The organism is Sphingopyxis sp. A083, from assembly GCF_001468495.1.
In the GTDB taxonomy this organism is placed as follows: domain Bacteria; phylum Pseudomonadota; class Alphaproteobacteria; order Sphingomonadales; family Sphingomonadaceae; genus Sphingopyxis; species Sphingopyxis terrae.
The window spans coordinates 88096-110003 of record NZ_LNSK01000007.1 but is presented as its reverse complement, the minus strand read 5'-3'; the positions used below and the strand labels follow the sequence as shown (position 1 = coordinate 110003).

The following is a 21908-nucleotide window of genomic DNA, read 5'->3' as shown; positions in this document are numbered from 1 at the left end:
TGACCCTAAGAACGACCCAACGACAATAACCTCCCGAGGAGAGCGAGAGGCATGAAGCTGGAAAACCCGCATCTCGACCATTTTCCCAGTCTGGTCGCGATGTTCTTCGACCGCGCCGAAAGGGGCGGCGAAAGCCCCTTTCTCTGGCACAAGGCCGATCGCGCATGGCAACCGCTGAGCTGGCGGCAGGTTGCGAACCAGGTCGCCGCGCTCGCGCATAATCTGCGCGCGCTGGGGCTGAAGGAGGGCGACCGCGTCGTCCTCGTCAGCGAAAACCGGCCCGAATTCTGCATCGCCGATCTCGCCATCATGGCGGCGGGGTGCATCACCGTGCCGACCTACACCACGAACACCGAACGCGATCACCAGCATATCCTCGACAACAGCGGCGCGCGCGCCGTCATCGTCTCGACCGCAAAGCTCGCGCGTACCCTGATGCCCGCGGTGATGCGGTCCGACGCGCATATCGTCATCAGCATGGAAAGCCTGCGCGTCGGCCAGCAGGGCGAGGTGGCGGTCCACGACTGGGCGCCGCTGGTCGAAGGCGGCGAGGCCCATCTGGCGGACGCGAAGGCGCGCGGTCTGGCGATGACGCGCGATGATACCGCCTGCCTTATCTACACCAGCGGCACCGGCGGCGCGCCGCGCGGGGTGATGCAGCATCATGGCGCGATCCTGCACAATGCGGCGGGCGCGGCCGAGGTGCTGGTCAATGATTTCGGCATCGGCGACGAAGAGGTGTTCCTCTCCTTCCTGCCCCTGAGCCACGCCTATGAACATTCGGGCGGACAGTTTCTGCCGATCATGGTCGGCGCGCAAATCTATTACAGCGAGGGTCTCGAAAAGCTCGTCTCGAACATCGAGGAAACGAAGCCGACGATCATGGTCGTCGTCCCGCGGCTGTTCGAAGTGATCCGCGCCCGGATGATCAAGTCGGTCGAAAAGCAGGGCAAGCTCGCAAACTGGATGCTCAGCCAGGCGCTGCGTGTCGGCGAAAAGGATTATGAGCGCCGCCTGGGCGTGCTCGACCGCCCGGTCGACCTCATCCTCAACAAGCTGTTCCGCCCCAAGATCCAGCAGCGCTTCGGCGGCCGGATGAAGGCGCTCGTTTCGGGCGGGGCGCCGCTCAATCCCGAAATCGGCGTCTTCTTCCACTCGATCGGCCTGACGCTGCTTCAGGGTTATGGACAGACCGAGGCGGGGCCGGTGATCAGCTGCAACCGCCCCTCGGTCGGCCTCAAGATGGATACGGTCGGCCCGCCGCTGATGAACACCGAAGTGCGGATCGCCGACGACGGCGAAATCTGCGTCCGCGGCGAGCTCGTCATGAAGGGCTATTGGCGCAACAAAGAGGAAACGGCGCGGGTCCTCGTTCCCGATCCGGCCGAACCCGACAAGGGGCCGTGGCTTCATACCGGCGACATCGGCCATATCGACGACCAGGGCCGCATCGTCATCACCGACCGCAAAAAGGATCTGATCGTCAACGACAAGGGCGACAATGTCTCGCCGCAGCGCGTCGAAGGGATGCTGACGCTCCAGCCCGAAATCCTGCAGGCGATGGTCTATGGCGACAAGCGCCCGCACCTTGTCGGCATATTGGTGCCCGATCCCGAATGGATGGCCGAATGGGCCGAGGTCGAGGGACTGCCCAAGGATTTGAAACTGCTGCGCGAGCATGAAAAATTCCGCACCGCGATCCGCGAGGCGGTCGACCGGGTCAACGGCCAACTTTCGGTGATCGAAAAGGTGCGCAAGTTCGACTTTGCCGACGAACCCTTCACGATCGAGAATGAACAGATGACCCCGTCGATGAAGATCCGCCGCCATATCCTGCGCAAGGTCTATGAGGACAAGATCGCGGCGCTCTACAAGGGGTAGGGGCGGAGCGTCGGAGGCGGGAATTGACCGATGCTGTTGAAAAGCTCTTGCAGTGTTGGCAAATCCTGATCCAGAATCTCCAGGACCGGAGATTTTTTGCAGATGCTGGGTGAACGGACCGTAATGCAGGAGGCGCTGTTTTACAGCTTCGGCCTTGAGGGACATGTGTCGACAGATCACCTGCTCCGGTTGATTGACCGGTTCGTGGACCCGGGTGATCTGCGCAAGCATCTTCACCCTGTCACAGCGAGATGGGTCGGCCATTGATCGATCCGGAGCTGATGGTCCGGATGCTTATCATCAGCTATCTCAAGGGATGCGTTGGCAGCGTCGGCGGGGCGACGAGGTACATGCGAACCTTGCTGCGCCAAAGAAGGATCGAACGACCGCTTCCGGTCGTTATCAGGCGTAAATTGCGATCGCCTGGCTGCCGTGCAGCACCGGTTCGCCGGCGCGGTTCCACAGCATCATGTCCTGCACCGACAGCCCGTTGCGGGCAAAGCCGGTCTTGGCCGAGAGCAGCCACCAGCCGTCGTCGGTCTCGGGCTTTGCGGTGAGCATGTTGACCGTCCAGTTCATCGAGCTGATCGGGCCGAATTCGGTGAACAGCGCCATCGCCGCGGGCGGCAGCGCATCGCCCATCGCGAGCAGCGCGACCGCCGGATGACAGGCGGGTTCTTCGACGAAGCGCACCCAGGTCAGATATTCGCCGACATCGCTTTTCCAGTTGAAGCGCGGGCCGGTCGTCGGGCGCATATCGAAATGGCGGGTGAAGCTGGGCCGCGCCTTATGCTCGGGCACCGGCTGAAGCGTTTCGGGGGCGGGCGCGTCGGGTATGGCGAGCCGGTTGTGATCGAGATGGCTTTGCCGGTCGGGCGAGAAGGCGAAGACCGCGGCGGTGCCGAAGCCCGCATCGCTGGTGACGCCCGCGTCGATGAACAGGCTCGATTTCGATTGGCGCAGTACGCGCGTCTGTACGGTGCAATCGCCGCTGACCGGTCCGACGAAGCTGATCTGTGCATAACGCAGCGGCGCCTCGGTCGGGTGGAGCGCCATCGTCCCGGCGAGCGCGACCGCCGAGCTGATCCCGCCATAGGCGGTGCGACCCTGCATCCAGCCGTCGTCGATATGTGCCGTCGCGACATCGCGGTCGACGCGCAGGGTGGAGAGCAGCGCGTCGAGCGCGCTGGGGGAGCTTGTCATCGGAAAACTCAATCCTCGATCTGGAAGGTCAGTCCGGCGTGGGCGGTCAGCCGGTCGATCAGCGCCTGGCCGAGCAGCGCGCCGGGGGTCCATACGCCGCCCGCGCCATCGGTTTCGAGCAGCGTCATGCCGGTTTCGGCAAGCATCTTCGACGTCGATCCATAGCCGGGATCGCGGTCGCCCTGGACGCTGGCGCGGATCGTGGTGCCGTCGGGATATTCGCCAACGAAGAGGATGTCGTAGAAGCCGTTTTCGCGTTCTTCCTTGCTCGGCCCCTCGCCGGGTTGAAGCTTGGATTCGCCGAAGGGGTTCGCCTTTGCCATCGCTTCGGCCATCGCCTTTCCGGCTTCGCCGATCGTCGTCATCACCATCTCGTCATAGACAAGGTCGGATCCCCATGCGTGGCCGAGCAGGAAATTGGTGCGGTGGACATTTTTGGTGTTGATCGGCGCCATCACGAAGGGCGCGGTCCAGGTGCCGGTCGCATGATCATATTCGGGGATCAGCCCCGACGGCTGGTGCGGACCTTCGAACCCCGGGGTCAGCGCGAAGGAGGATTTGAGCAGCAACGCGAGCGACGGCTTTTTGGCGACCGCCTTCAGGGTTTCGGTCAGGCTGGCGATAGTGCCGCCCGACGCGCCGCCCTGCATCTTGCGCACGCGGCCCTTCACGCGCGGCGCGGGCTTGCCGTGGCGCCTCACCGCTTCGGCCTGGAGGAACAGCACGCCGAGGTCGAAGGGGATCGAATCGAAGCCACACGAAAAGGTAATGCGCGCGCCCGATGCCTGCGCCTGATCCTGATGCGCGTCGATCATCTCGCGCATCCAGCCGGGCTCGCCGCACAGATCGGCATAGGCGGTTCCGGCCTTGGCGCAGGCGTTGACGAGGTCGCTGCCATAAAGCTGATAGGGGCCGACGGTGGTCAGCACGACGCGCGTGCGATGCGCCATCATGTCGAGGCTGGCGGGCTCGCTGGCGTCGGCAACGACGAGCGGCGTGTCGGCGGGGGCGCCGATCAGGTCGCGGACCTCGGCAAGCTTGTCGAGGCTGCGTCCCGCCATCGCCCATTTGGGCGCGTCCCTGCGGCCGCCATAATGTTGCACGAAATATTCGGCGACGAGGCGGCCGGTAAAGCCGGTCGCGCCATAGACGATGATGTCGAATTCGCGGGCCTCTGCCACGGCACCCTCCCATTTACGTAAACGTCAACTAGAGGCTAGCGCAGATGGGCGGCGGTGCCAAGGGGCGTCGCATCGCGCCCGGTCCGCGGAGCTCAATCCGCCAGTGTCAGGCGGGCGTCAGCGACCGTGCGAGCGCCACCCATTCGGCGACGCTGACCGTCTCGGCGCGGCGGGTCGGATCGATCCCGAGCGCATCCAGCGCGTCGATTGCGCCGGGGACGCCCTTGAGGCTCTGGCGCAGCATCTTGCGGCGCTGTCCGAACCCCTTTTCGGTGAGCTTCGACAGCATCGCGGGCGACACGCCGGGCGGTTCGTTGTCCGGGGTGACGTGGACGATCGCCGACATCACCTTGGGTGGCGGGGTGAAGGCCGAGCGGTGGACCTTCATCGCGAGCTTCACCTGCGCGCGCCATTGCGCCAGCACCGCGAGCCGCCCATAGGCCGAGCCGCCGACAGGAGCGACGATGCGTTCGGCGACCTCGAGCTGGAACATCAGCGTCAGCGACAGCCATTGCGGCGGCCAGGCAGCGGGTTCGAGCCAGCGTGTGAACAGTGCGGTGCCGACATTGTAGGGAAGGTTGGCGACGATATGATAGGGGCCGCCCGCCAGTGCGTTCGCATCGACCGCCATCGCGTCGTCCGAAACAACGGTCAGCCGGCCGTCGAAGGCATCCGCAAGATCGGCGAGCAACGGCAGACAGCGTTCGTCGCGTTCGACCGCGATCACCCGCGCGCCGGCGCGCAGCAGCGCGCGCGTCAGCCCGCCCGGTCCGGGACCGACCTCGAACACCGTGGCGCCGTCGAGATTGCCGGGGATCGCGGCGACGCGATCGAGCAATTGTTCGTCGAAAAGGAAATTCTGCCCAAGCGCCTTGCTGGCCGAGAGGCCGTGCGCGCGCACGACATCGCGCAGCGGCGGCAGCGGACGATTGGGCTGCGTCGTCACGCGGCGGCGGCACAGCCGCGCGCCCGCGCCCCAGCCATCCGCGCGGCCATCGCGATCGCGGCGATCGTCGGTCCGGGATCGGCGGTTCCCGAACCTGCGATGTTGAAGGCGGTGCCATGATCGGGCGAGGTACGGATGATCGGCAGCCCAAGCGTCAGGTTCACGCCGTCGTGGAAATGCAGCGCCTTGAACGGCGCCAGCGCCTGATCGTGATAGCCGCAGAGCAGCGCGTCATAGCGGTCGCGGATGCCGGGCGCGAACAGCGCATCGGCGGCGAGCGGGCCATCGACGACGATCCCCTCGGCGGCAAGCTGCTCGATCGCGGGGGCGATGATGCGGATTTCCTCGTCGCCGAGTCGGCCGCTTTCGCCGGCATGCGGGTTGAGCCCGGCCATCGCGAGGCGCGGCTGGGCGATACCGAAGTCGCGGATCAGGCCGCGCACGACGATGCGCGCCTTGGCAACGATAAGCTCGGCGGTCAGGCGTTCGGGCACCTCGGCGAGCGGGATATGGACGGTCAGCGGTACGACCCGCAGGCCGGGGCCGGCGAGCATCATCACCGCATTGGTCGCCGTAACGCCGCAGCGTTCGGCGATGAATTCGGTCTGCCCCGGATGAGTATAGCCGATGCTTTGCAGCGCATGTTTCGACACCGGACCCGTCACCAGCGCCGCGGCGGCGCCGTTGCGGGTGAGGCCGATGCCGGTTTCCAGAGCATGCAGGGCGCAAGTCGCGCCCGCCGCAGTCGGTTCGCCGGGGGTGAGGGGGCCGCTGTCCTCGAGATGCCAGACGGGCAGCGCCGTGTCGAACAGCCGTCCGGCCTCGTCCATGTCGTTGACGCGAACGATCGGGCCGTCCCAGACGGCTTCGACCACCGCAGCGTCGCCGACCGTTACGAAGGGAGGCAGGTCGTGCTTGTGGCGTTCGGCCCAGGCGCGGGCCGCTACCTCGGGACCGACGCCCGCCGGGTCGCCCATGGTGACCGCGATCGGGCGTCGTCTAATCATAGCCGTCATCAATTATATTCGATCACCGCATCCCGGCGCAGGTCGCGCAGATAGCGTTGCGCGCGCTTGTTGACCTTGTCCTCGAGCAGCTTCTGCTCGATCGCCTGAACGTCGGGAGCGGTTGCCGATTCAGGCAGGTCGCGGCCGCAAAGAACCAGGACGCTGACCCCTTCATTGGCGGCGCCGAACGGTTGAGTGACTTGCCCGATCTGCATGTTGATCAGCGTGTTCTGCAGCTGCGGCGGCAGTGCGCGCATCGAGATATTGTCGCGCGACACGACATTCGCGCCGAGCTTGGCGGCGATATCGTCGGCCGCGCCGCAACCGGCGATGCTGCGCGTCGCGTCGGCGAACTGGCTGGCGAGCTCGCTCGCCTTTGCTTCGGTCGTGCCGGGGGCGAAATCGAGTGACACCTGCTTGAGACTGAGCACCGCGTCGCGCGGGTCGGCCGTCAGAACCTGGCGCCGGTCGATCATCAGCAGGATCGATATCCCGCCCGGGACTTCGACCGGGCCGACGAGCTGGCCGGGCTGCATGTTGAGCGCCGCCTGCGCCATCGACGGCGGGAGGGTCGCGGGGCGGACCCAGCCGAGATCGCCGCCAACGACCGCGGTCGAGGCTTCGGAGAATTGGCGTGCATAGGCAGCGAAGCTGCCGCCGGCCTGAAGCGCCTGAATGATTTTTTGCGCATTCGCCATCACGGCGGCGGCATTTTCGGGCGTCGTCGCGAGATAGATTTCGCCGAGGTGCAGTTCGTCCTGACCCTTGGCCTCCTGCAGCCGCTTGACCACCGCTTCCACCTCGTCGGTCGACACATTGGTCGTCGATTGGATATTGCGTGACAGCAGGCGGTCCCAAGCGAATTCGCCGCGGATTTGCTGCTTTACCGCGGCGGCCGAAGACCCCTTGGACGCGAGATATTTGCTGAATTCGTCGGGCGTCTGCTTGAAACGCGCCGCCAGCCGGGCAAATTGTTCATTGATGACATTTTCGTCGATGTCGATCTTTGCCGCGCGGGCTTCCTGAATCTGGAGCTTTTCGTCGATCAGGTTGCTGAACACCTGCTGGCGCAGCCGCTGAATTTCCTCGGCGGGCAGTTCCATATTGTTGTTCGCAATGCGGATCAGCGCCATGCGCTGTTCGATGTCGGTCGCGGTGATGACTTCGCCGTTGACGATCGCCGAGGGGCGATAGACGTTGGGCTTGCCGTCGCCGTAAAGCTGGACATTGCCGGGAATGGCGAGGTTGGTCGCAGGGGTTTCGCTGTCGGCTACGGTCTGGGCCGACGCCGGGACGGACCCCACGGCCGCAGCGGCAATCAGTCCGAACATGGTCGAAATTTTGGTCATTGCCATCCTATTCGAGTAAGAATGCGACGCTCCGTATCAGCCGAAGCGCCCGATGGTCCAGCGCAATCCGCCATCCGGACCTTTGAAGCCGGGAGATAGCGGGAAAACGCTGAACGCAGGCTGAGCGATCAGAAACCGAGGTTGCGGAACGCGACGCGGAACGAGAAGCTGTTGCCGCGCCGCGCGTCGCCGGTGTCGACATAGTCGCGCCGCCAGGTGAAGGCGATCGACAGGCAGTCGTCGTCATAGGCGACGCCGAGCCGGTGGCGAATCGGGTCGAAGCCGTCCGATGTGCTGAGCGGATCGTCGGCCTTGCTGGTCAGATCGACGATCGCCGAGCCGAAGATCGACCAGTTTTTCGCGACCGCCACACGGCCGCCGACGCGCGCTTCTTCGCGATCCTGCAGATCTTCGCCGAGCAGGGTGATGTCGCGGTTGAGGCGCGAATAGCCGAGCACGGCATAGGTCGAGCGGCTGCCGATTGTCGCATCGAATTCGTTGCGGCGGATCGCCAGATTATCCTTGTCGAGCCGGAAGCGGTGGGTAAGGCGCAGGAAATCCTTGTAGGCGACGGTCGTCCGCCCGACGATGTCGGAGAGCCGGTCGGTGAGCCCGGTCCCGTCGGGGAACAGCGTCGGCTTGTCCGACAGGCGATAGCTTTGACCGATGACGCTGCTGATGTTGAAGCCGGGGCGGCTGAAATTCCATTCAACGCCATAGGTGATGCGCGCGCCGTCCTCGAACCGGTCGTAGCCGTTGAAGCGATTGATCGCGAAGAGATTGCCGTCCTCAAGATCGAAGGCGCGCGAATCCTCGTTCGGTATATCGACATTCTTGAGCGGCGGCGTCGCGACGATCTGCACCCGCGGGGTCAGCGTTTGGGTGCCGCCGAGGAATTCGCCGATGAAGGGCCAGCGCATGTCGGCGGCGATGGCGGCGATGCCGCGGGCCTGCCAACCCGACTTGCCGCGATAGTCGGCGATCGGCGTCAGCAGATTTTCGTCGCTGTGATAGACATCGCCGCGCACCAGCGCGGTCAGCGTGACTTCCTGGCCGAGCCCGGTCAGCCCGCGCAGATCCCAGCGGGCGCCGGCGAAGGCGCGCTGCGTATCCTGTCCCGCTGTGCGGGCGATCGACAGCGTGTTGAGCTGAAGCTCGAACTGACCGCCCAGCCACGGATCGGGCAGGCGTTGGCGATAGTCGATGATCGGAAGCGCGATCGGTTGCTGCCCCTGGCTGTCGCCCGCGCGCAGGGTCTGCGTCGCCCAGCCGGCGATCGACAAATAGCTCTGCCCGCCGATCCGCTCCAGCTCGAACATCGATCGCAGCCGGTCGTCGCGGCTGATATCGTAGCGGCGCATGAAGGTGCGGTCGGTGGTGATCCGGCCCGAATAGGTCAGGCTCCACTTGGGATCGAACTGGAACTTGCCTGCGCTTTCCAGATAGCCGCGAAAATCGTTGCGCTGATCGGCGGCGGTGCCGGTTCCGGTCAGCGGCACCACCGAGCTGTAGGTCGCGTAGCCATTGATGCGGAAAGCGCCGATATCGGTGAGAGCGCGGAACTCGCCTTCGATCATCGGCGCCGTATTGGTGTAGACGTGCGGTGTGATTGTCAGGTCGCGGTCGGGAGCGAGCCGCAGATAATAGGGTAGGGCAATTTCGAACCCGTTGGTGCGGCCGAGGCGGACGTCGGGGACGAGGATACCGCTGCCCGCATCATTGTTGGCGGGGTGGCTGAGCCCCGGCAGCGGGATGAGCGGCAGACCGAAGACTTCGACGCGCGCGCCCTTGTAGCGGATCTTGTTCTTCGCCTGGTCGTAAACGACGCGGACGGCGCGGATCTGCCAGCTCGGGTTCTTGGGGCAGCCCGCGTCATCCTCGACCGGGCAGGGCGTGTAGGCGGCGTTTTCCAGCTCGATGTTGCCGTTGTCGAAGCGCCTACCCTTCACCGCGGCGAGCCGCGCGCCATTATCGAACACGACGAGCATATTTTGGACGATGCCGTCGCGCAGCGTGTCGGTCAGCACGATGCGGTCGCCATAGGCGGTGTCGCCTTCGGGATTCTTGATCGCGACATCGCCCTCGGCGACCACTTCGCCGGTCTTGCGGTTCCACGTCACCTTGTCGGCGCGCATCGAGATGGTGTCGCGGTTCATTTCGACATTGCCGTCGGCAACCACGATGTCGGCATCGCTGTCGTAATTCAGATTGTCGGCGGCAAAGCCGATCTGTTCTTCGTCACCGGGCTTCGGTGCATCGACCGTGACGGCCGAGACGTCACGATTCTGGAGGTCGGGCTGCGCGGCCGGAGCCGCAGGTCCGGCGGCGGGCGCGGGCGCGCCGGTCTGCGCCGCGGCGGGCACGGCGACAAGGAGCATGCCGCTCGCGGTGGCGACCCAAAGGGGCCGCGCGCGCGCCGCGTGGGGGAACAAAGTCCGACTCATTTAATTTCTTTGTCCCACACCTTATCTTGCGTCCACCCTTTGCGGGCTGGCTGCTTTAGTTTTGCAACTCGCGAGCGAAACCCCTATCGGTCCGGCACGTTCCAATCAATCATCGCATAAGAGAGTTAAAAGATGGACATTCAGTTTGTCGCGCAAATCGATGCGTCTGCCGACGTTGTCGCTTTTCCGGTCCGCAAGGGCGAGGCCGGCGCGCTCGGTGCGCTGCTCGGCGCGCTGGCGAAGCAGGCGCGGTTCGATGGCGCCGCGGGTTCGGTGGCCGAAACCGCCGCCTTCGACGGTGACCGGGCCACGCGGCTGCTGCTGGTGGGCATCGGCGAGGGGACGGTCCATGATCTCGAGCGCGCTGGCGGCGCGCTGACCGCGCGGCTGCAGACGAGCGGCGTCGCGGTGCTGCACGTCGATTTCGCCAGCGCGGGCCAGATCGACGAAGATGATGTGCTCGCCTTTGCGATGGGTGCGAAGCTGCGCGATTGGCGCATCGACACCTATCGCACCCGCCTTTCCGACACCGCCAAGCCCAGCCTGAAAACCATCGTGATCGCGTCGCCCGCGGGTGATATTTCGGCGCGCTGGGGCAGCTATTCGGCGGTGGCCGACGGCGTGGCGCTGACCCAGACGCTGGTCGCCGAGCCGCCAAACATCCTCTATCCCGAAAGCTTCGTCGAGCGCTGCCAGCATCTGGCCGACCTCGGCGTCGAGATCGAGGTGCTCGACGAACGGCAGATGAAGGCGCTCGGCATGGGCGCGCTGCTTGGCGTCGCGCAAGGGTCGGTGCGGCCGCCGCGGCTGCTCGCGATGCGCTGGAACGGCGGCAATGCCGACGACAAGCCGGTCGTATTCATCGGCAAGGGCGTGACCTTCGACACCGGCGGGATCAGCCTGAAGCCCGGCCCGGGCATGGACATGATGAAGTGGGACATGGGCGGCGCGGGCGCTGTCGCGGGCGCGATGAAGGCGATCGCGGGCCGCAAGGCCAAGGCGAATGTCGTCGGCATCGTCGGCCTTGTCGAAAATATGCCGGACGGTAATGCGCAGCGCCCCGGCGACATCGTCACCACCATGTCGGGACAGACGGTCGAGGTGCTCAATACCGACGCCGAAGGCCGGCTGGTGCTGTGCGACGCGATCACCTGGGCGCAGAAGGTCTATGAGCCCAAGGTCATCGTCGATCTGGCGACGCTGACCGGCGCAATGGTGATCTCGCTCGGCCACGAATATGCGGGCATTTTCGCCAATGACGACGGGCTTTCCGAAAAGTTGATCGCTGCGGGTGAGGCGACGAACAACAAGCTGTGGCGTTTTCCCCTGTCGCCGGCCTATGACAAGCTGATCGACAGCCCCATCGCCGACATGAAGAATATCGGTCCGCGCGAAGGCGGGTCGATCACCGCGGCGCAGTTCCTCAAGCGGTTCGTCGACGACGGAGTCGCCTGGGCGCACCTCGACATCGCCGGCACGGCATGGAGCGACAAGGACGGCCCGGTGTGGGCGAAGGGCGCGACGGGTTATGGCGTCCGCCTGCTCGACCGCTATATCGCCGACAATCACGAAGGCTGATCCGGTTCGGGGAGCATGGCGCGCGTCGACTTCTATCGGCTGACCCGCGACCCGGTCGAACGGGTGCTCCCCGCGATCGCCACGCGCATATTGGATGGCGGCAGCCGGCTGCTCGTCGTCGCTGCCGCGGCGATGCAGCGGCAGGCGATCGACGAGGCGCTGTGGACGCTGCAACCCGCGAGTTTCCTGCCGCACGGCGCGGCGGGATCGCCCGACGAGGCGATCGAGCCGATCCTGCTCAGCGGCACGCTGGGCACCCCGGCGATCAACGGCGCCACCCATGTCGCGCTCGCCGATGGCGAATGGCGCGATGAGGCGCTGGCGTTCGAGCGCGCTTTCCTGTTGTTCGACAACAGTCGCATCGACGATGCGCGCGCGACCTGGCGCGCGCTGACCAAGGCCGAGGGCGTGGAAATCCACTTCTGGAAACAGGATGAGCGCGGACGCTGGTCCGAAGGGCCGTGACGCGATAGGCTGACCGGGCCGGGGAAGAGCGTCTTTCTGTGAGGGGGATCACCGACGGCAACCGGGTCGCACCCTAGGGACAGCAGCCGACCGATTCGGGGCAACAGGAGGTAGATTATGGCGACGCTCAGGACATTCACGCTTGGCACCGCAATTGCGCTGGCGATGACGCTTTCGGCGTGCGGATCGAAATCGGAAAAGGAAGTCGCGAGCGGCACTTACACCGACCCCGAAACCGGAAAGACCGCCGACTATAAGGTGACGTCCGACACCAGCGGCGAAAATGGCACAATCAGCATCAAGACCGAGGATGGCGAGATGCAGTTCGGCGGCGGCGCGGGCAATGCGAAATTCCCCGCGGGTTTCTCGCCCTATCCGGGTGCGAAGGTTACGGGCGGCTTCACCGCGACGAACAAGGATGGGGCCGGCGGCATGGCGAGCTTTGAGGTCAAGGGCCAGGCGGCCGACGTGATCGCACATTTCCGCAAGCAGGCCGAGGCCGCAGGCATGAAGATCACGACCGAGGTCAAGGCCGGCGAAACCGCAATGTTCGGCGCCGAACGGCCTGGCGACAGCAAGTCGGGCGTGCAGGTCACGGCGACGCAGGCGGGCGACATGGTCAACGGGTCGATCACCTACGGCCACGGCGGCTGACCCGGGGACGGGAAAGCCCCCCGCGCTCTTTGCTTGCGGAGCGGCGAAAGCGCGGCTAGAGGCGCGCCCATTCCGACAAGATATAAAGCAGGAGCTTTCCCAATGGCGGTCACCCGCACCTTTTCGATCATCAAGCCCGACGCGACCCGCCGCAACATCACGGGCGCCGTCACCAAGATGCTGGAAGACGCCGGCCTGCGCGTCGTCGCGTCGAAGCGCATTCACATGACCAAGGAACAGGCCGAAGGCTTTTACGCGGTCCACAAGGAACGCCCCTTCTTCGGCGAACTCGTCGAATTCATGACCTCGGGCCCGGTCGTCGTCCAGGTTCTCGAAGGCGAGAATGCGATGCAGCGTAACCGCGACGTGATGGGCGCGACCAACCCCAAGGACGCGGCTCCCGGCACGATCCGCAAGGAACTGGCCGAAAGCATCGAAGCGAACACGGTGCACGGCAGCGACAGCGATGAAAATGCGGCGATCGAAATCGCCTATTTCTTCAAGCCCGAAGAAATCGTCGGCTGAACCAGCCGAGCCGCAAGGCCAAAGAGGCCGCCGGAGCGATCCGGCGGCCTTTTTCAGTTGCGCGACGGGTAGATGCCTTGGATCGCGACGCAGTAGCGAATGGCTAGTGTCGGCTGCGTTTTGACTGTGCCCGATGCCGCGGGGTCGCGGGCGACGCTGCTGTTGCCGCCCTTTTGGCCGAGCACCAGCGGCGGTACATCACGGCCGTTACCGACATGGACCGGCGCGCGTCCCCGCAGATCAGGGAGCGCAAAGGTCTTGCTCCCATCCCCGCCATAAGTCGTTCCCAGCAACGAAAAAAGCGCCATATTCTCGCTGATTGACACGAGTTGGCCATTGGCTTCGGTCCAACCGCGCGGACAGAAGGTCGCGGCTGTCATCATTACTTCGCCGATAAAAGGGTCGCTCGCTGCATGAGCTGGCACAGATGTGGCCAGCAGCGCCACGCCCACGATCGAAAATGCATTGAATTCCTTGCCCATCGTCAAATCCCCCAGATCTAGCAGCGCACTTCTCGGGAAGGGGCGGCGCGCTGTCAACATGCCCGCCATCAGGTGGAACGGGCGGTGGTGGAGCGGCTGGCGCTAGAGCAGCGGACTGACCGTCGCGACGAGGTTTTGCCACAGCCGCCGGACGATGCCGAAGGATACGACATCGGCGGCGCCGACGGGTATCGAATCGGCGCGGTAAACTTCCTGCCGCGTACGAAGTTCGGCAGCAAAAGCTTTGTCAAGCAACAGGATATTATTCTCGAAATTGAGTTCGAAGCTGCGGCGATCGAGGTTGGCGGACCCGATCAGTGCGACTTCGCCGTCGACCACCATCGTCTTGGCGTGGAGCAGGCCGGGACGATATTCGTAGAGCTTTACCCCCGCGTCGACGAGGTCGGCATAATAGCTGCGGCTCGCGCCCGCGACGACGCGGCTATCGTTGCGGTGCGGCACGATCATCACCGTCGCGACGCCGCGCCGCGCGCAGTCGAGCAGCGCGAAGAGCAATTGTTCGTCGGGGACGAAATAGGGGGTGGTGACGACCAGCTCGCGCCGCGCCGAGTGGATGAGCGCGGTGAAACAGGCGGTCATCGCGGCGTAGCGGACATTGGGGCCGGTCGCGATTACCTGCGCCGCGATGCCCGGATCGGCGGCGGCCGGAGGCTCGGCATCGTCCTGCAAAAGGTCGCCGATGTCGTCGCCGCGCTCGCTTTCCCAGTCGGCGGCAAAGACGAACTGGCAGTCTCGCACCACCGGGCCTTCCCAGCGCGTCATGATGTCGACCCACGGCGCATATTTCGACTTGATGCGAAATTCGGGGTCGGCGAGATTCTGACTGCCGCACCAGGCGATGCGATTGTCGATGATGAGTTGCTTGCGGTGATTGCGCAGGTCGAAGCGCCCGCGGATCAGCGTCCAGATCAGCCCGCCGATCGGCAGCGCGATGCGCGCATCGATCCCGGCATTTTCGAGTTCGATCCAATAGGCCGACCGGATGAAGCCGCGCGAGCCGAGCGCGTCGGCGAGGACGCGGACCTTGACGCCGCGCCGGGCCGCGCGGACCAGCGCGTCCTTGATCCTGAAGCCGTTATTGTCGGCGAGCCAGATATAGAAGCAGAGGTGGACGGTGGACTTCGCATTGTCGATATCCTCGACCATCTCGCGGATCGCGGCGTTGCTGTCGGCGGCGAGATGCGCGCGATTGCCCGCGGTGGGCGGTAGAGCGTTTACGGTCTCTGCGAGCGCGAAGGGGGCGGCCCAAGCGCTGCGCGCGAGCCTGCGGCGCACGTCGGCATTGTCGTGCGGATGCGGCAGATGCGCCTCGATCGCGGCATAGCGCGCGCGCCGCTTGGCGCTGATCCGCGCCTCCCCGAGCAACAGATAGGCGAGGATGCCGACCACGGGTACCGCGATCGTCGCGATCAACCACGCGAGCCGCGAGGCGGGCTCGCGCTGCGGCCGCAGGATGATCCGGCCCAGGATGACGATGAAGACCGCGACGTACGCGGCCCACAGGATCAGGGCGAAATCATACTCCATCGCCGCCAGTTCACCGTGCTTTGGCGCAAAAGGCCAGCGCGAATTTTGGACGGGGCAAGTATGGCGCCCTTGTTCGTCATTTGCGAGCGGCGACGCCGCGCGGCAATCCAGAGTGCGCGTGAACCGCTCTGGATTGCTTCGCTCCGCTCGCAATGACGCGGGTGGCGACTTAAAAGTCCTCGGCTGCCGCCATCAGCCCCGCGAGCTTTTTCGGCGCGATCGCCAGCCAGCTCTTGCGGAGCCAGTCGCCGATCGCATCCCAGTCGGTATCGCCGAGGTCGAGGCGGATGCCGATCCAGCCGTCGCCGAAATAGGCGGGGCGGTAATAGCGCGCTTCGTCGAGTTCGATGAGCTGCGCCTGCTCGTCGGCGCCGCTGATCTTGACCAGCAGCGCGGTCTTGCCGTCGCCATGGTGGTCGTGGGTGAAATAGGCGAATTTCTTGCCCTTGACGATGCCGAAGCAGGGCATGCCGTGCGAGGTAACCTCGTCGGCTTCGGGCAGCGCCATCGCCAGGGCGCGGACGCGGCCGAGCAGCCAGTCGGGCGCCCGTTCGCGCGTCACGAAGGCGGCGAGCGCGGCGGGATAGAGCTGATGCTCGGCAAAACGGACGCGTTCCGCCAAGGTTTCGGCGGTGTCGCCGGGCACGATCGCGACCGGGGTCTGCGCCAGCACCGGCCCATCGTCGAGTGCGGGCGTGACGACATGGACGCTGCACCCGCCGAAACGGTCGCCGGCGTCGATCGCGCGCTGATGGGTGTCGAGCCCCTTGTAGAGCGGCAGCAGACTGGGGTGGATGTTGAGCATCCGGTCGGTCCAGCCGGCGACGAAATCGTCGCTGAGGATGCGCATATAGCCCGCAAGCGCGACATAGTCGGCGCCAGCGGCACGCAGCCGTTCGTCGACCAGCGCGTCGAAGGCGGCGCGCGACATTCCCTTGTGCGATTGCGCCCAGGTCGCAATGCCTTCGGCCGCGGCGAGCGCGAGGCCCGGCGCTTCCGGGTTGTTGCTCGCGACCAGCACGAGTTCATAAGGGCAGTCGGCGGCTTTCGCGGCATAAAGCAGCGCCGCCATATTGGTCCCGGCGCCCGAGATGAGGACGCCGACTTTCGCTTTCGTCACGGCGCCACCCTTTCAATCCGTTCGTGCTGAGCTTGTCGAAGCACTGTTCTTCGCTTTCAAGGTCCAAAGGGAAGGACGGCCCTTCGACAAGCTCAGGGCGAACGGAAATGTGCGTCAGCCGTGGTGCGTGGCGCTCCACGCACCCATCGCGCTCCAGGTTTCCGCGCCGCCCGACACGGTGCAACCTTTGTCGCCCGCCGCGATATGCCCGATCCGGTGCACCGTCTCGCCCGCGGCTTCGAGCGCCGCTGTCACATCGGCAACGTCGCTTTCGGCGACGACCACGGCCATGCCGATCCCGCAATTGAAAGTGCGCGCCATTTCTTCGGGCTCGATATTGCCCTGCGCCTGCAGGAACGCCATCAGCCGCGGCTGGTCCCAGGCGTCGGCATCGATATGCGCGTGCAGCGTCTTGGGCAGCACGCGCGGGATATTTTCGAGCAGGCCGCCGCCGGTGATGTGCGCGAGCGCATGGACCTTGCCGGTCTTCACGAGCGGCAGGAGGCTTTTCACATAGATGCGCGTCGGCGCCATCAGCGCGTCGATCAGCAGGACGGTCTGATCGAACAGCGCCGGGCGGTCGAGCTTCCAGCCCTTGTCGGCGGCGAGGCGGCGCACGAGCGAAAAGCCGTTCGAATGCACCCCCGACGAAGCGAGGCCGAGGATCACGTCGCCCGCCGCGACCTTGTCGGCGGTGAGTACGTGGTCGCGCTCGACCGCGCCGACGCAAAAGCCCGCAAGATCATAGTCGCCGTCCGAATACATCCCCGGCATTTCGGCGGTTTCACCGCCGATCAGCGCGCAGCCCGCCTGTTTGCATCCCTCGGCGATGCTCGCGACCACCTGGGTCGCGACATCGTTTTCGAGCTTGCCGGTCGCATAATAGTCCAGGAAAAACAAGGGCTCGGCGCCCTGCACGATGAGGTCATTGGCGCACATGGCAACGAGGTCGATACCGACGCCGTCATGCTTGCCCGATTCGATCGCGAGCTTCAGCTTGGTGCCCACGCCATCGTTCGCCGCGACGAGCAGCGGATCGTTGAACCCCGCCGCTTTCAGGTCGAAAAAGCCGCCGAAACCGCCGAGGTCGGCATCGGCGCCGGGGCGGCGCGTTGCGCGGGCGAGCGGGGCGATGGCACGGACCAGCGCATTGCCTGTCTCGATCGAGACGCCGGCCTGCGCATATGTATAAGGGGCGGGTTGGTTATGCTTGGAATCCATGGCCCGCGCGACTAACGCTTCCGGCCGACAAATGCCATGATTTCCTTGTCGGTGACCTCGACTTTCGCGTAGGGCATGCAGGAATCGTCATCCCGGCGAAGGCCGGGATCTCGCCGGGGCATTATGGCACGAGGTCGAGATTCCGGCTTTCGCCGGAATGACGGACAGAGTGATGGTTGCATCTTGGTTGGGAACAAAGCGTAAGAACCCTATGACCTCGGCCGCTTTCCCCCGTTCGACTCCCGGTCTCCCCCTTCGCTCGTTCGTGCCTCGCGATCGGCGCTGGGCGGCGCTGTTCGGGCTGTTCCTGGCGGTTCTGATCGCGGGCCTCGTCCAGGGGCAGATCGCGCATGGCGACCGCGGCATCACGCCGATCAACAGCAGCGGCGATTTTCTGGCGAGCGGCATCGCGATCGACGTCACCGGCGACAATCCGGAGGATGCGCGCGAAAAGGGCTGGCGCGAGGCGCAGCGCAAGGGGTGGCAGCAACTCTATCGCAAGACCAACGGCAGCGACGGTCCGGCGCTGTCCGATTCGGTGCTGGACGGCATCGTCACCGCGATCGTGGTGGAAAAGGAACAGGTCGGGCCGCGCCGCTATGTCGCGACGCTTGGCGTCCAGTTCGACCGCGTCCGCGCCGGGCAGATATTGGGTGTCAGCGGCCGCACCCTGCGTTCGCCGCCGCTGCTGGTGATTCCCGTCTATTCGATCGACGGCATTCAGCAGGTGTTCGAACAGCGCAGCGCGTGGCAGCGCGCTTGGGCCGAATATAATACCGGGCAGAGCGCGATCGACTATGTCCGCACCGCGGGCACCGGCGCCGACACGTTGCTGCTCAATCCGGGGCAGACCGGACGGCGCGGCCGCGTCTGGTGGCGCGTCATCCTCGACCAATATGGCGCAGCCGACGTGCTGATCCCGATCGCGCGGGTCGAATACAGCTATCCCGGCGGACCGGTGACGGGCCATTTCGCCGCGCGCTACAGCCCCGACAACCGCCTGATCGGCGCCTTCACGATGACCGCGCCCAACGCCGCCGCAATTCCCGACATGATGGAAAAGGCGGTGGCACGGATGGATGCGCTCTACACGCAGGCGCTCGCCGCGGGACAGCTGCGCACCGACGCCTATCTCGTGCTCGAAAAGCCGGTCGAGAAGGAGGATCTGCCCGAAGATGTGGCGACCGACGACACGGTGGTGGCCGGCGAGACCGACACCAGCCTGCCGACGACGGCGCCTGCGGGGCTGCAGACCTTCACGGTCCAATATGCATCACCCGACGTCGAATCGGTTTCGGCGACCGAACGCGCCGTGGGCGGCATTTCGGGGGTCCAGTCGGCAGCGACGAGCAGCCTCGCGCTCGGCGGCATGTCGGTGATGCGCGTCACCTTCCGCGGCGACGTCGGCGCGCTGAAGGCGGCGCTCGCGGCGCGCGGTTTCAAGGTGCAGGAAGGCGGCGGCCAGCTCAGGATCAGTCGCTGATGCCCCGCGGTTCGGGACAGATCGCGCTGCCGCTCGACTGGAGCGCCGGCGGCGCCAACGACGGTCCGCTGATCGTCGGGACGAGCAACGCCGACGCGGTGCGCTATCTGCGCCATGTCGCGACCTGGCCGGTGCGCACCGCGGTGCTGACCGGGCCGCGCGGATCGGGGCGCAGCCTGATGGGGCGGCTGTTCGCGCGCGAATCGGGCGGGCGCGTGATCGACGGTCATGCCAGCGTGTCCGAAGAGGAGATTTTCCACGCCTGGAACGCGGCGCAGGCGTCGGGAACGCCCCTGCTCATCATTGCCGATGCGCCGCCGTCCGAATGGGCGATCGCGCTTCCCGACCTCGCTTCGCGGTTGCGCGCAGTGCCGGTGCTGACGATCGGCGAGCCCGACGATTGCCTGGCGCGCGACCTGATCGACGCACTTTTTGCCCAGCGCGGGATGGCGATTTCGCCCGACGTCGCCGCCTATGTCGTGCCGCGGATGGAGCGCAGCTATGCGATGATCCACCGCGTCGTCGCGGCGCTCGACGCCGCATCGCTCGAAAAAGGGCGCGCCATTAGCATTCGTCTTACGCGTGAAACATTACTGTCACAGGGGCTCATCGATCCCGATTTGCTCGAAAGGCAGGAAACAGGCACATGTCGATAACCGGTCAGCCCCTTCGCGCCGATAATGATCCGGTGGTTCCGGGCTTCGACAAGACGAACCCCGACCGCTTTTTCAACCGCGAACTGTCGTGGCTCGCCTTCAACCGGCGGGTGATGGAGGAGGCGCGCAATCCGGCGCATCCCTTGCTCGAGCGGCTGCGCTTCCTGTCGATTTCGGGGAGCAATCTCGACGAATTCTTCATGGTCCGCGTCGCCGGCCTGAAGGGGCAGCAGCTTCAGGGGATCGACGATCCGTCGGCCGACGGTCGCTCACCGGGGCAGCAGCTCGCCGAGATCGAGGCCGAGGTGAACCGGCTCGTCGACGAACAGCAGAGCGAGTGGCAGAAGCTGCACGGTCTGCTCGCCGAACAAGGGGTCATCGTTCACGGCGCCGGGTCGGAGCGCGAGCGGCTGCGCGCTTCGCTCCGCCAATATTTCAGCGAACAGATATTCCCGATCCTGACGCCGCAGGTGCTCGATCCTGCGCACCCCTTTCCCTTCATCCCCAACCGCGGCCTTGGCGTGATCTTCGATCTCCAGCGCCAGGCGACGGGCGACACGGTGCGCGAACTGGTGATGATCCCCGCTTCGCTGCCGCGACTGGTGCCGGTACCGGGCGAAGCGACGAGCTTCGTGCCGATCGAATATCTGGTCGAACTGTTCGCCGACCTGATTTTCCCCGGCTATACGAGCCGCTCGATTGGCGTGTTCCGCATCATCCGCGACAGCGACATCGAAATCGAGGAAGAGGCCGAGGATCTGGTGCGGCTGTTCCGCACCGCGATCCGCCGCCGTCGGCGCGGACGGGTGATTCTGCTCGAACTCGAGGCCGACATGCCGGCCGAACTGGCCGCAGTGCTCAACGCCGATATTCAGGGGCATGAGGCGATCGTCGCGAAGATCGGCGGTTTCGTCGGGCTCGCGGCGCTGTCTGCGCTGGTCGATGTCGATCGCCCCGACCTGAAGTTCCCGGCCTATTCGCCGCGTTTTCCGGAACGCATCCGCGAACATGGCGGCGATTGTTTCGCGGCGATCCGGTCCAAGGACATCGTTGTCCATCACCCCTATGAAAGCTTCGATGTCGTCCTGTCCTTTCTGCGGCAGGCAGCCGCCGATCCCGATGTCGTCGCGATCAAGCAGACGCTCTATCGTGCCGGCAACCAGTCGCCCGTCATCCGCGCGCTGATCGAGGCGGCCGAGGCGGGCAAGTCGGTGACGGCGGTTGTCGAACTCAAGGCGCGCTTCGACGAGGAGCAGAATCTGCTCTGGGCGAACCAGCTCGAACGCGCTGGGGTGCAGGTCGTCTACGGTTTCATCGAGTGGAAAACGCACGCCAAAATCTCGATGGTCGTGCGCCGCGAGGGGCAGGGGTATCGGACCTATTGCCACTTCGGTACGGGCAATTACCACCCGATCACCGCGCGCATCTATACCGACCTCAGCTTCTTCACCGCCGATCCGCGCGCGGGGCGCGATGCTGCGCAACTGTTCAACTATATCACCGGTTATGTCGAGCCCGAGCGGCTCGAGCTGGTGACGATGTCGCCGCTCAACATGCGCGCGCATCTGTGCGAGCTTGTCGATGCCGAGATTGCGGCGGCGCGAGCGGGATTGCCGTCGGGGCTGTGGGCCAAGATGAACAGCCTCGTCGACCCCGGCATCATCGACAAGCTTTACGAGGCGAGCGCGGCGGGGGTGCCGATCGAGCTGATCGTGCGCGGCATCTGTTGCCTGCGTCCCGGCGTTCCCGGCCTGTCGGAGACGATCCGCGTCAAATCGGTCGTCGGCCGCTTCCTCGAACATAGCCGCATCTGGGCCTTCGCCAACGGATCGCGCCTGCCGCACCAGCGCGCCAAGCTTTATATCTCGAGCGCCGACTGGATGCCGCGCAACTTCGACCGCCGCGTCGAATATATGATCCCGATCGAGAACCCGACCGTCCACGACCAGATATTGGATCAGGTGCTCGTCGCCAATCTGATCGACAATGAACAAAGCTGGGTGCTGCAGGCCGACGGCACCTATGTGCGCGTCGATCCGGGCGACAAGCCGTTTAACCTGCACCATTATTTCATGAACAACCCGTCGCTTTCGGGGCGCGGGACCGCGCTGCACAAGCGGCAGGATGTGCCGACCCTCGATTTCAACATGCGCGAAGACTGACAC

The 21908-nt window shown here is 65.3% G+C and carries 18 protein-coding genes and 1 pseudogene; 9 read left to right on the top strand and 10 right to left on the bottom strand.

Annotated elements, in window-relative coordinates; genetic code table 11:
• Positions 1-51 precede the first annotated feature (51 nt).
• Together ATE59_RS13110 and ATE59_RS18255 are read left to right on the top strand one after the other, a co-directional pair.
• Entirely contained in the window at positions 52-1881 is a 1830-nt protein-coding gene (locus ATE59_RS13110; protein ID WP_003047896.1) for an AMP-dependent synthetase/ligase, read from the top strand.
• A gap of 102 nt (positions 1882-1983) precedes the next feature.
• A pseudogene (locus ATE59_RS18255) lies at positions 1984-2245 on the top strand (IS5/IS1182 family transposase); the annotation flags it as partial.
• 38 nt (positions 2246-2283) lie between these two features.
• On the opposite strand, the gene ATE59_RS13100 reads toward ATE59_RS18255, so the two are convergent.
• The 6 genes from ATE59_RS13100 to ATE59_RS13075 all read right to left on the bottom strand — a co-directional run bounded on the left by ATE59_RS13100 (position 2284) and on the right by ATE59_RS13075 (position 10011).
• Positions 2284-3084, bottom strand: a complete 801-nt coding sequence (locus ATE59_RS13100) for an acyl-CoA thioesterase (RefSeq protein WP_058812748.1) — start codon at positions 3082-3084, stop codon at positions 2284-2286.
• Between the two features lie 8 nt (positions 3085-3092).
• Complete coding sequence (locus tag ATE59_RS13095; protein ID WP_058812747.1) at positions 3093-4265, bottom strand: saccharopine dehydrogenase family protein; 1173 nt, start codon at positions 4263-4265, stop codon at positions 3093-3095.
• A 106-nt stretch (positions 4266-4371) separates the two neighbouring features.
• Entirely contained in the window at positions 4372-5211 is an 840-nt protein-coding gene (gene rsmA / locus ATE59_RS13090) for a 16S rRNA (adenine(1518)-N(6)/adenine(1519)-N(6))-dimethyltransferase RsmA (RefSeq protein ID WP_231737356.1), read from the bottom strand.
• On the bottom strand, positions 5208-6227 hold the full coding sequence (gene pdxA / locus ATE59_RS13085; protein ID WP_081611205.1) for a 4-hydroxythreonine-4-phosphate dehydrogenase PdxA: 1020 nt from the start codon (positions 6225-6227) through the stop codon (positions 5208-5210). Before pdxA ends, rsmA begins: the two co-directional genes overlap by 4 nt.
• Positions 6227-7567: a peptidylprolyl isomerase gene (locus ATE59_RS13080; RefSeq protein WP_058812746.1), complete on the bottom strand. Its 1341-nt coding sequence runs from the start codon at positions 7565-7567 to the stop codon at positions 6227-6229. Before ATE59_RS13080 ends, pdxA begins: the two co-directional genes overlap by 1 nt.
• A 128-nt stretch (positions 7568-7695) precedes the next feature.
• Complete coding sequence (locus tag ATE59_RS13075) at positions 7696-10011, bottom strand: LPS-assembly protein LptD (RefSeq protein ID WP_058812745.1); 2316 nt, start codon at positions 10009-10011, stop codon at positions 7696-7698.
• Positions 10012-10143: 132 nt separating this feature from the next.
• Here ATE59_RS13075 and ATE59_RS13070 point away from each other — a divergent pair, with 132 nt between their 5' ends.
• From ATE59_RS13070 to ndk, 4 genes are all read left to right on the top strand, one after another.
• Positions 10144-11589 carry a leucyl aminopeptidase gene (locus ATE59_RS13070; protein ID WP_058812744.1) on the top strand — a complete coding sequence of 482 codons (1446 nt, stop codon included), beginning with the start codon at positions 10144-10146 and terminating at the stop codon, positions 11587-11589.
• Between the two features lie 15 nt (positions 11590-11604).
• Positions 11605-12054, top strand: coding sequence for a DNA polymerase III subunit chi (locus tag ATE59_RS13065; protein ID WP_058812743.1), 450 nt, complete (start codon positions 11605-11607; stop codon positions 12052-12054).
• 117 nt (positions 12055-12171) lie between these two features.
• Positions 12172-12708, top strand: a complete 537-nt coding sequence (locus ATE59_RS13060) for a hypothetical protein (protein ID WP_003047866.1) — start codon at positions 12172-12174, stop codon at positions 12706-12708.
• A gap of 102 nt (positions 12709-12810) precedes the next feature.
• The gene (ndk, locus tag ATE59_RS13055; protein ID WP_003047863.1) at positions 12811-13233 is read left to right on the top strand and encodes a nucleoside-diphosphate kinase; all 423 of its coding nucleotides are present in this window, start codon (positions 12811-12813) and stop codon (positions 13231-13233) included.
• 53 nt (positions 13234-13286) lie between these two features.
• On the opposite strand, the gene ATE59_RS13050 is transcribed toward ndk, so the two are convergent.
• From ATE59_RS13050 to purM, 4 genes are all read right to left on the bottom strand, one after another.
• On the bottom strand, positions 13287-13784 hold the full coding sequence (locus tag ATE59_RS13050; RefSeq protein WP_231737353.1) for a phage tail protein: 498 nt from the start codon (positions 13782-13784) through the stop codon (positions 13287-13289).
• A gap of 33 nt (positions 13785-13817) precedes the next feature.
• Positions 13818-15263, bottom strand: coding sequence for a cardiolipin synthase (cls, locus tag ATE59_RS13045; protein WP_058812741.1), 1446 nt, complete (start codon positions 15261-15263; stop codon positions 13818-13820).
• Between the two features lie 169 nt (positions 15264-15432).
• Positions 15433-16383 carry a phosphoribosylglycinamide formyltransferase gene (gene purN / locus ATE59_RS13040; protein ID WP_058812740.1) on the bottom strand — a complete coding sequence of 317 codons (951 nt, stop codon included), beginning with the start codon at positions 16381-16383 and terminating at the stop codon, positions 15433-15435.
• 114 nt (positions 16384-16497) lie between these two features.
• Complete coding sequence (gene purM / locus ATE59_RS13035) at positions 16498-17604, bottom strand: phosphoribosylformylglycinamidine cyclo-ligase (protein WP_058812739.1); 1107 nt, start codon at positions 17602-17604, stop codon at positions 16498-16500.
• Positions 17605-17869: 265 nt separating this feature from the next.
• Between purM and ATE59_RS13030 the strand changes: the two genes are divergently transcribed.
• Genes ATE59_RS13030 through ATE59_RS13020 form a run of 3 tightly spaced genes read left to right on the top strand, consistent with a single transcriptional unit; the run spans position 17870 to position 21905 of the window.
• Entirely contained in the window at positions 17870-19087 is a 1218-nt protein-coding gene (locus ATE59_RS13030) for a heavy-metal-associated domain-containing protein (protein ID WP_231737351.1), read from the top strand.
• A complete protein-coding gene (locus tag ATE59_RS13025) occupies positions 19087-19743 on the top strand; it encodes an HdaA/DnaA family protein (RefSeq protein ID WP_003047844.1) in 657 nt (218 codons plus the stop codon). Before ATE59_RS13030 ends, ATE59_RS13025 begins: the two co-directional genes overlap by 1 nt.
• Entirely contained in the window at positions 19734-21905 is a 2172-nt protein-coding gene (locus ATE59_RS13020) for an RNA degradosome polyphosphate kinase (RefSeq protein WP_231737349.1), read from the top strand. The genes ATE59_RS13025 and ATE59_RS13020 overlap by 10 nt, the downstream gene beginning before the upstream one ends.
• The last annotated feature ends 3 nt before the right edge of the window (positions 21906-21908 follow it).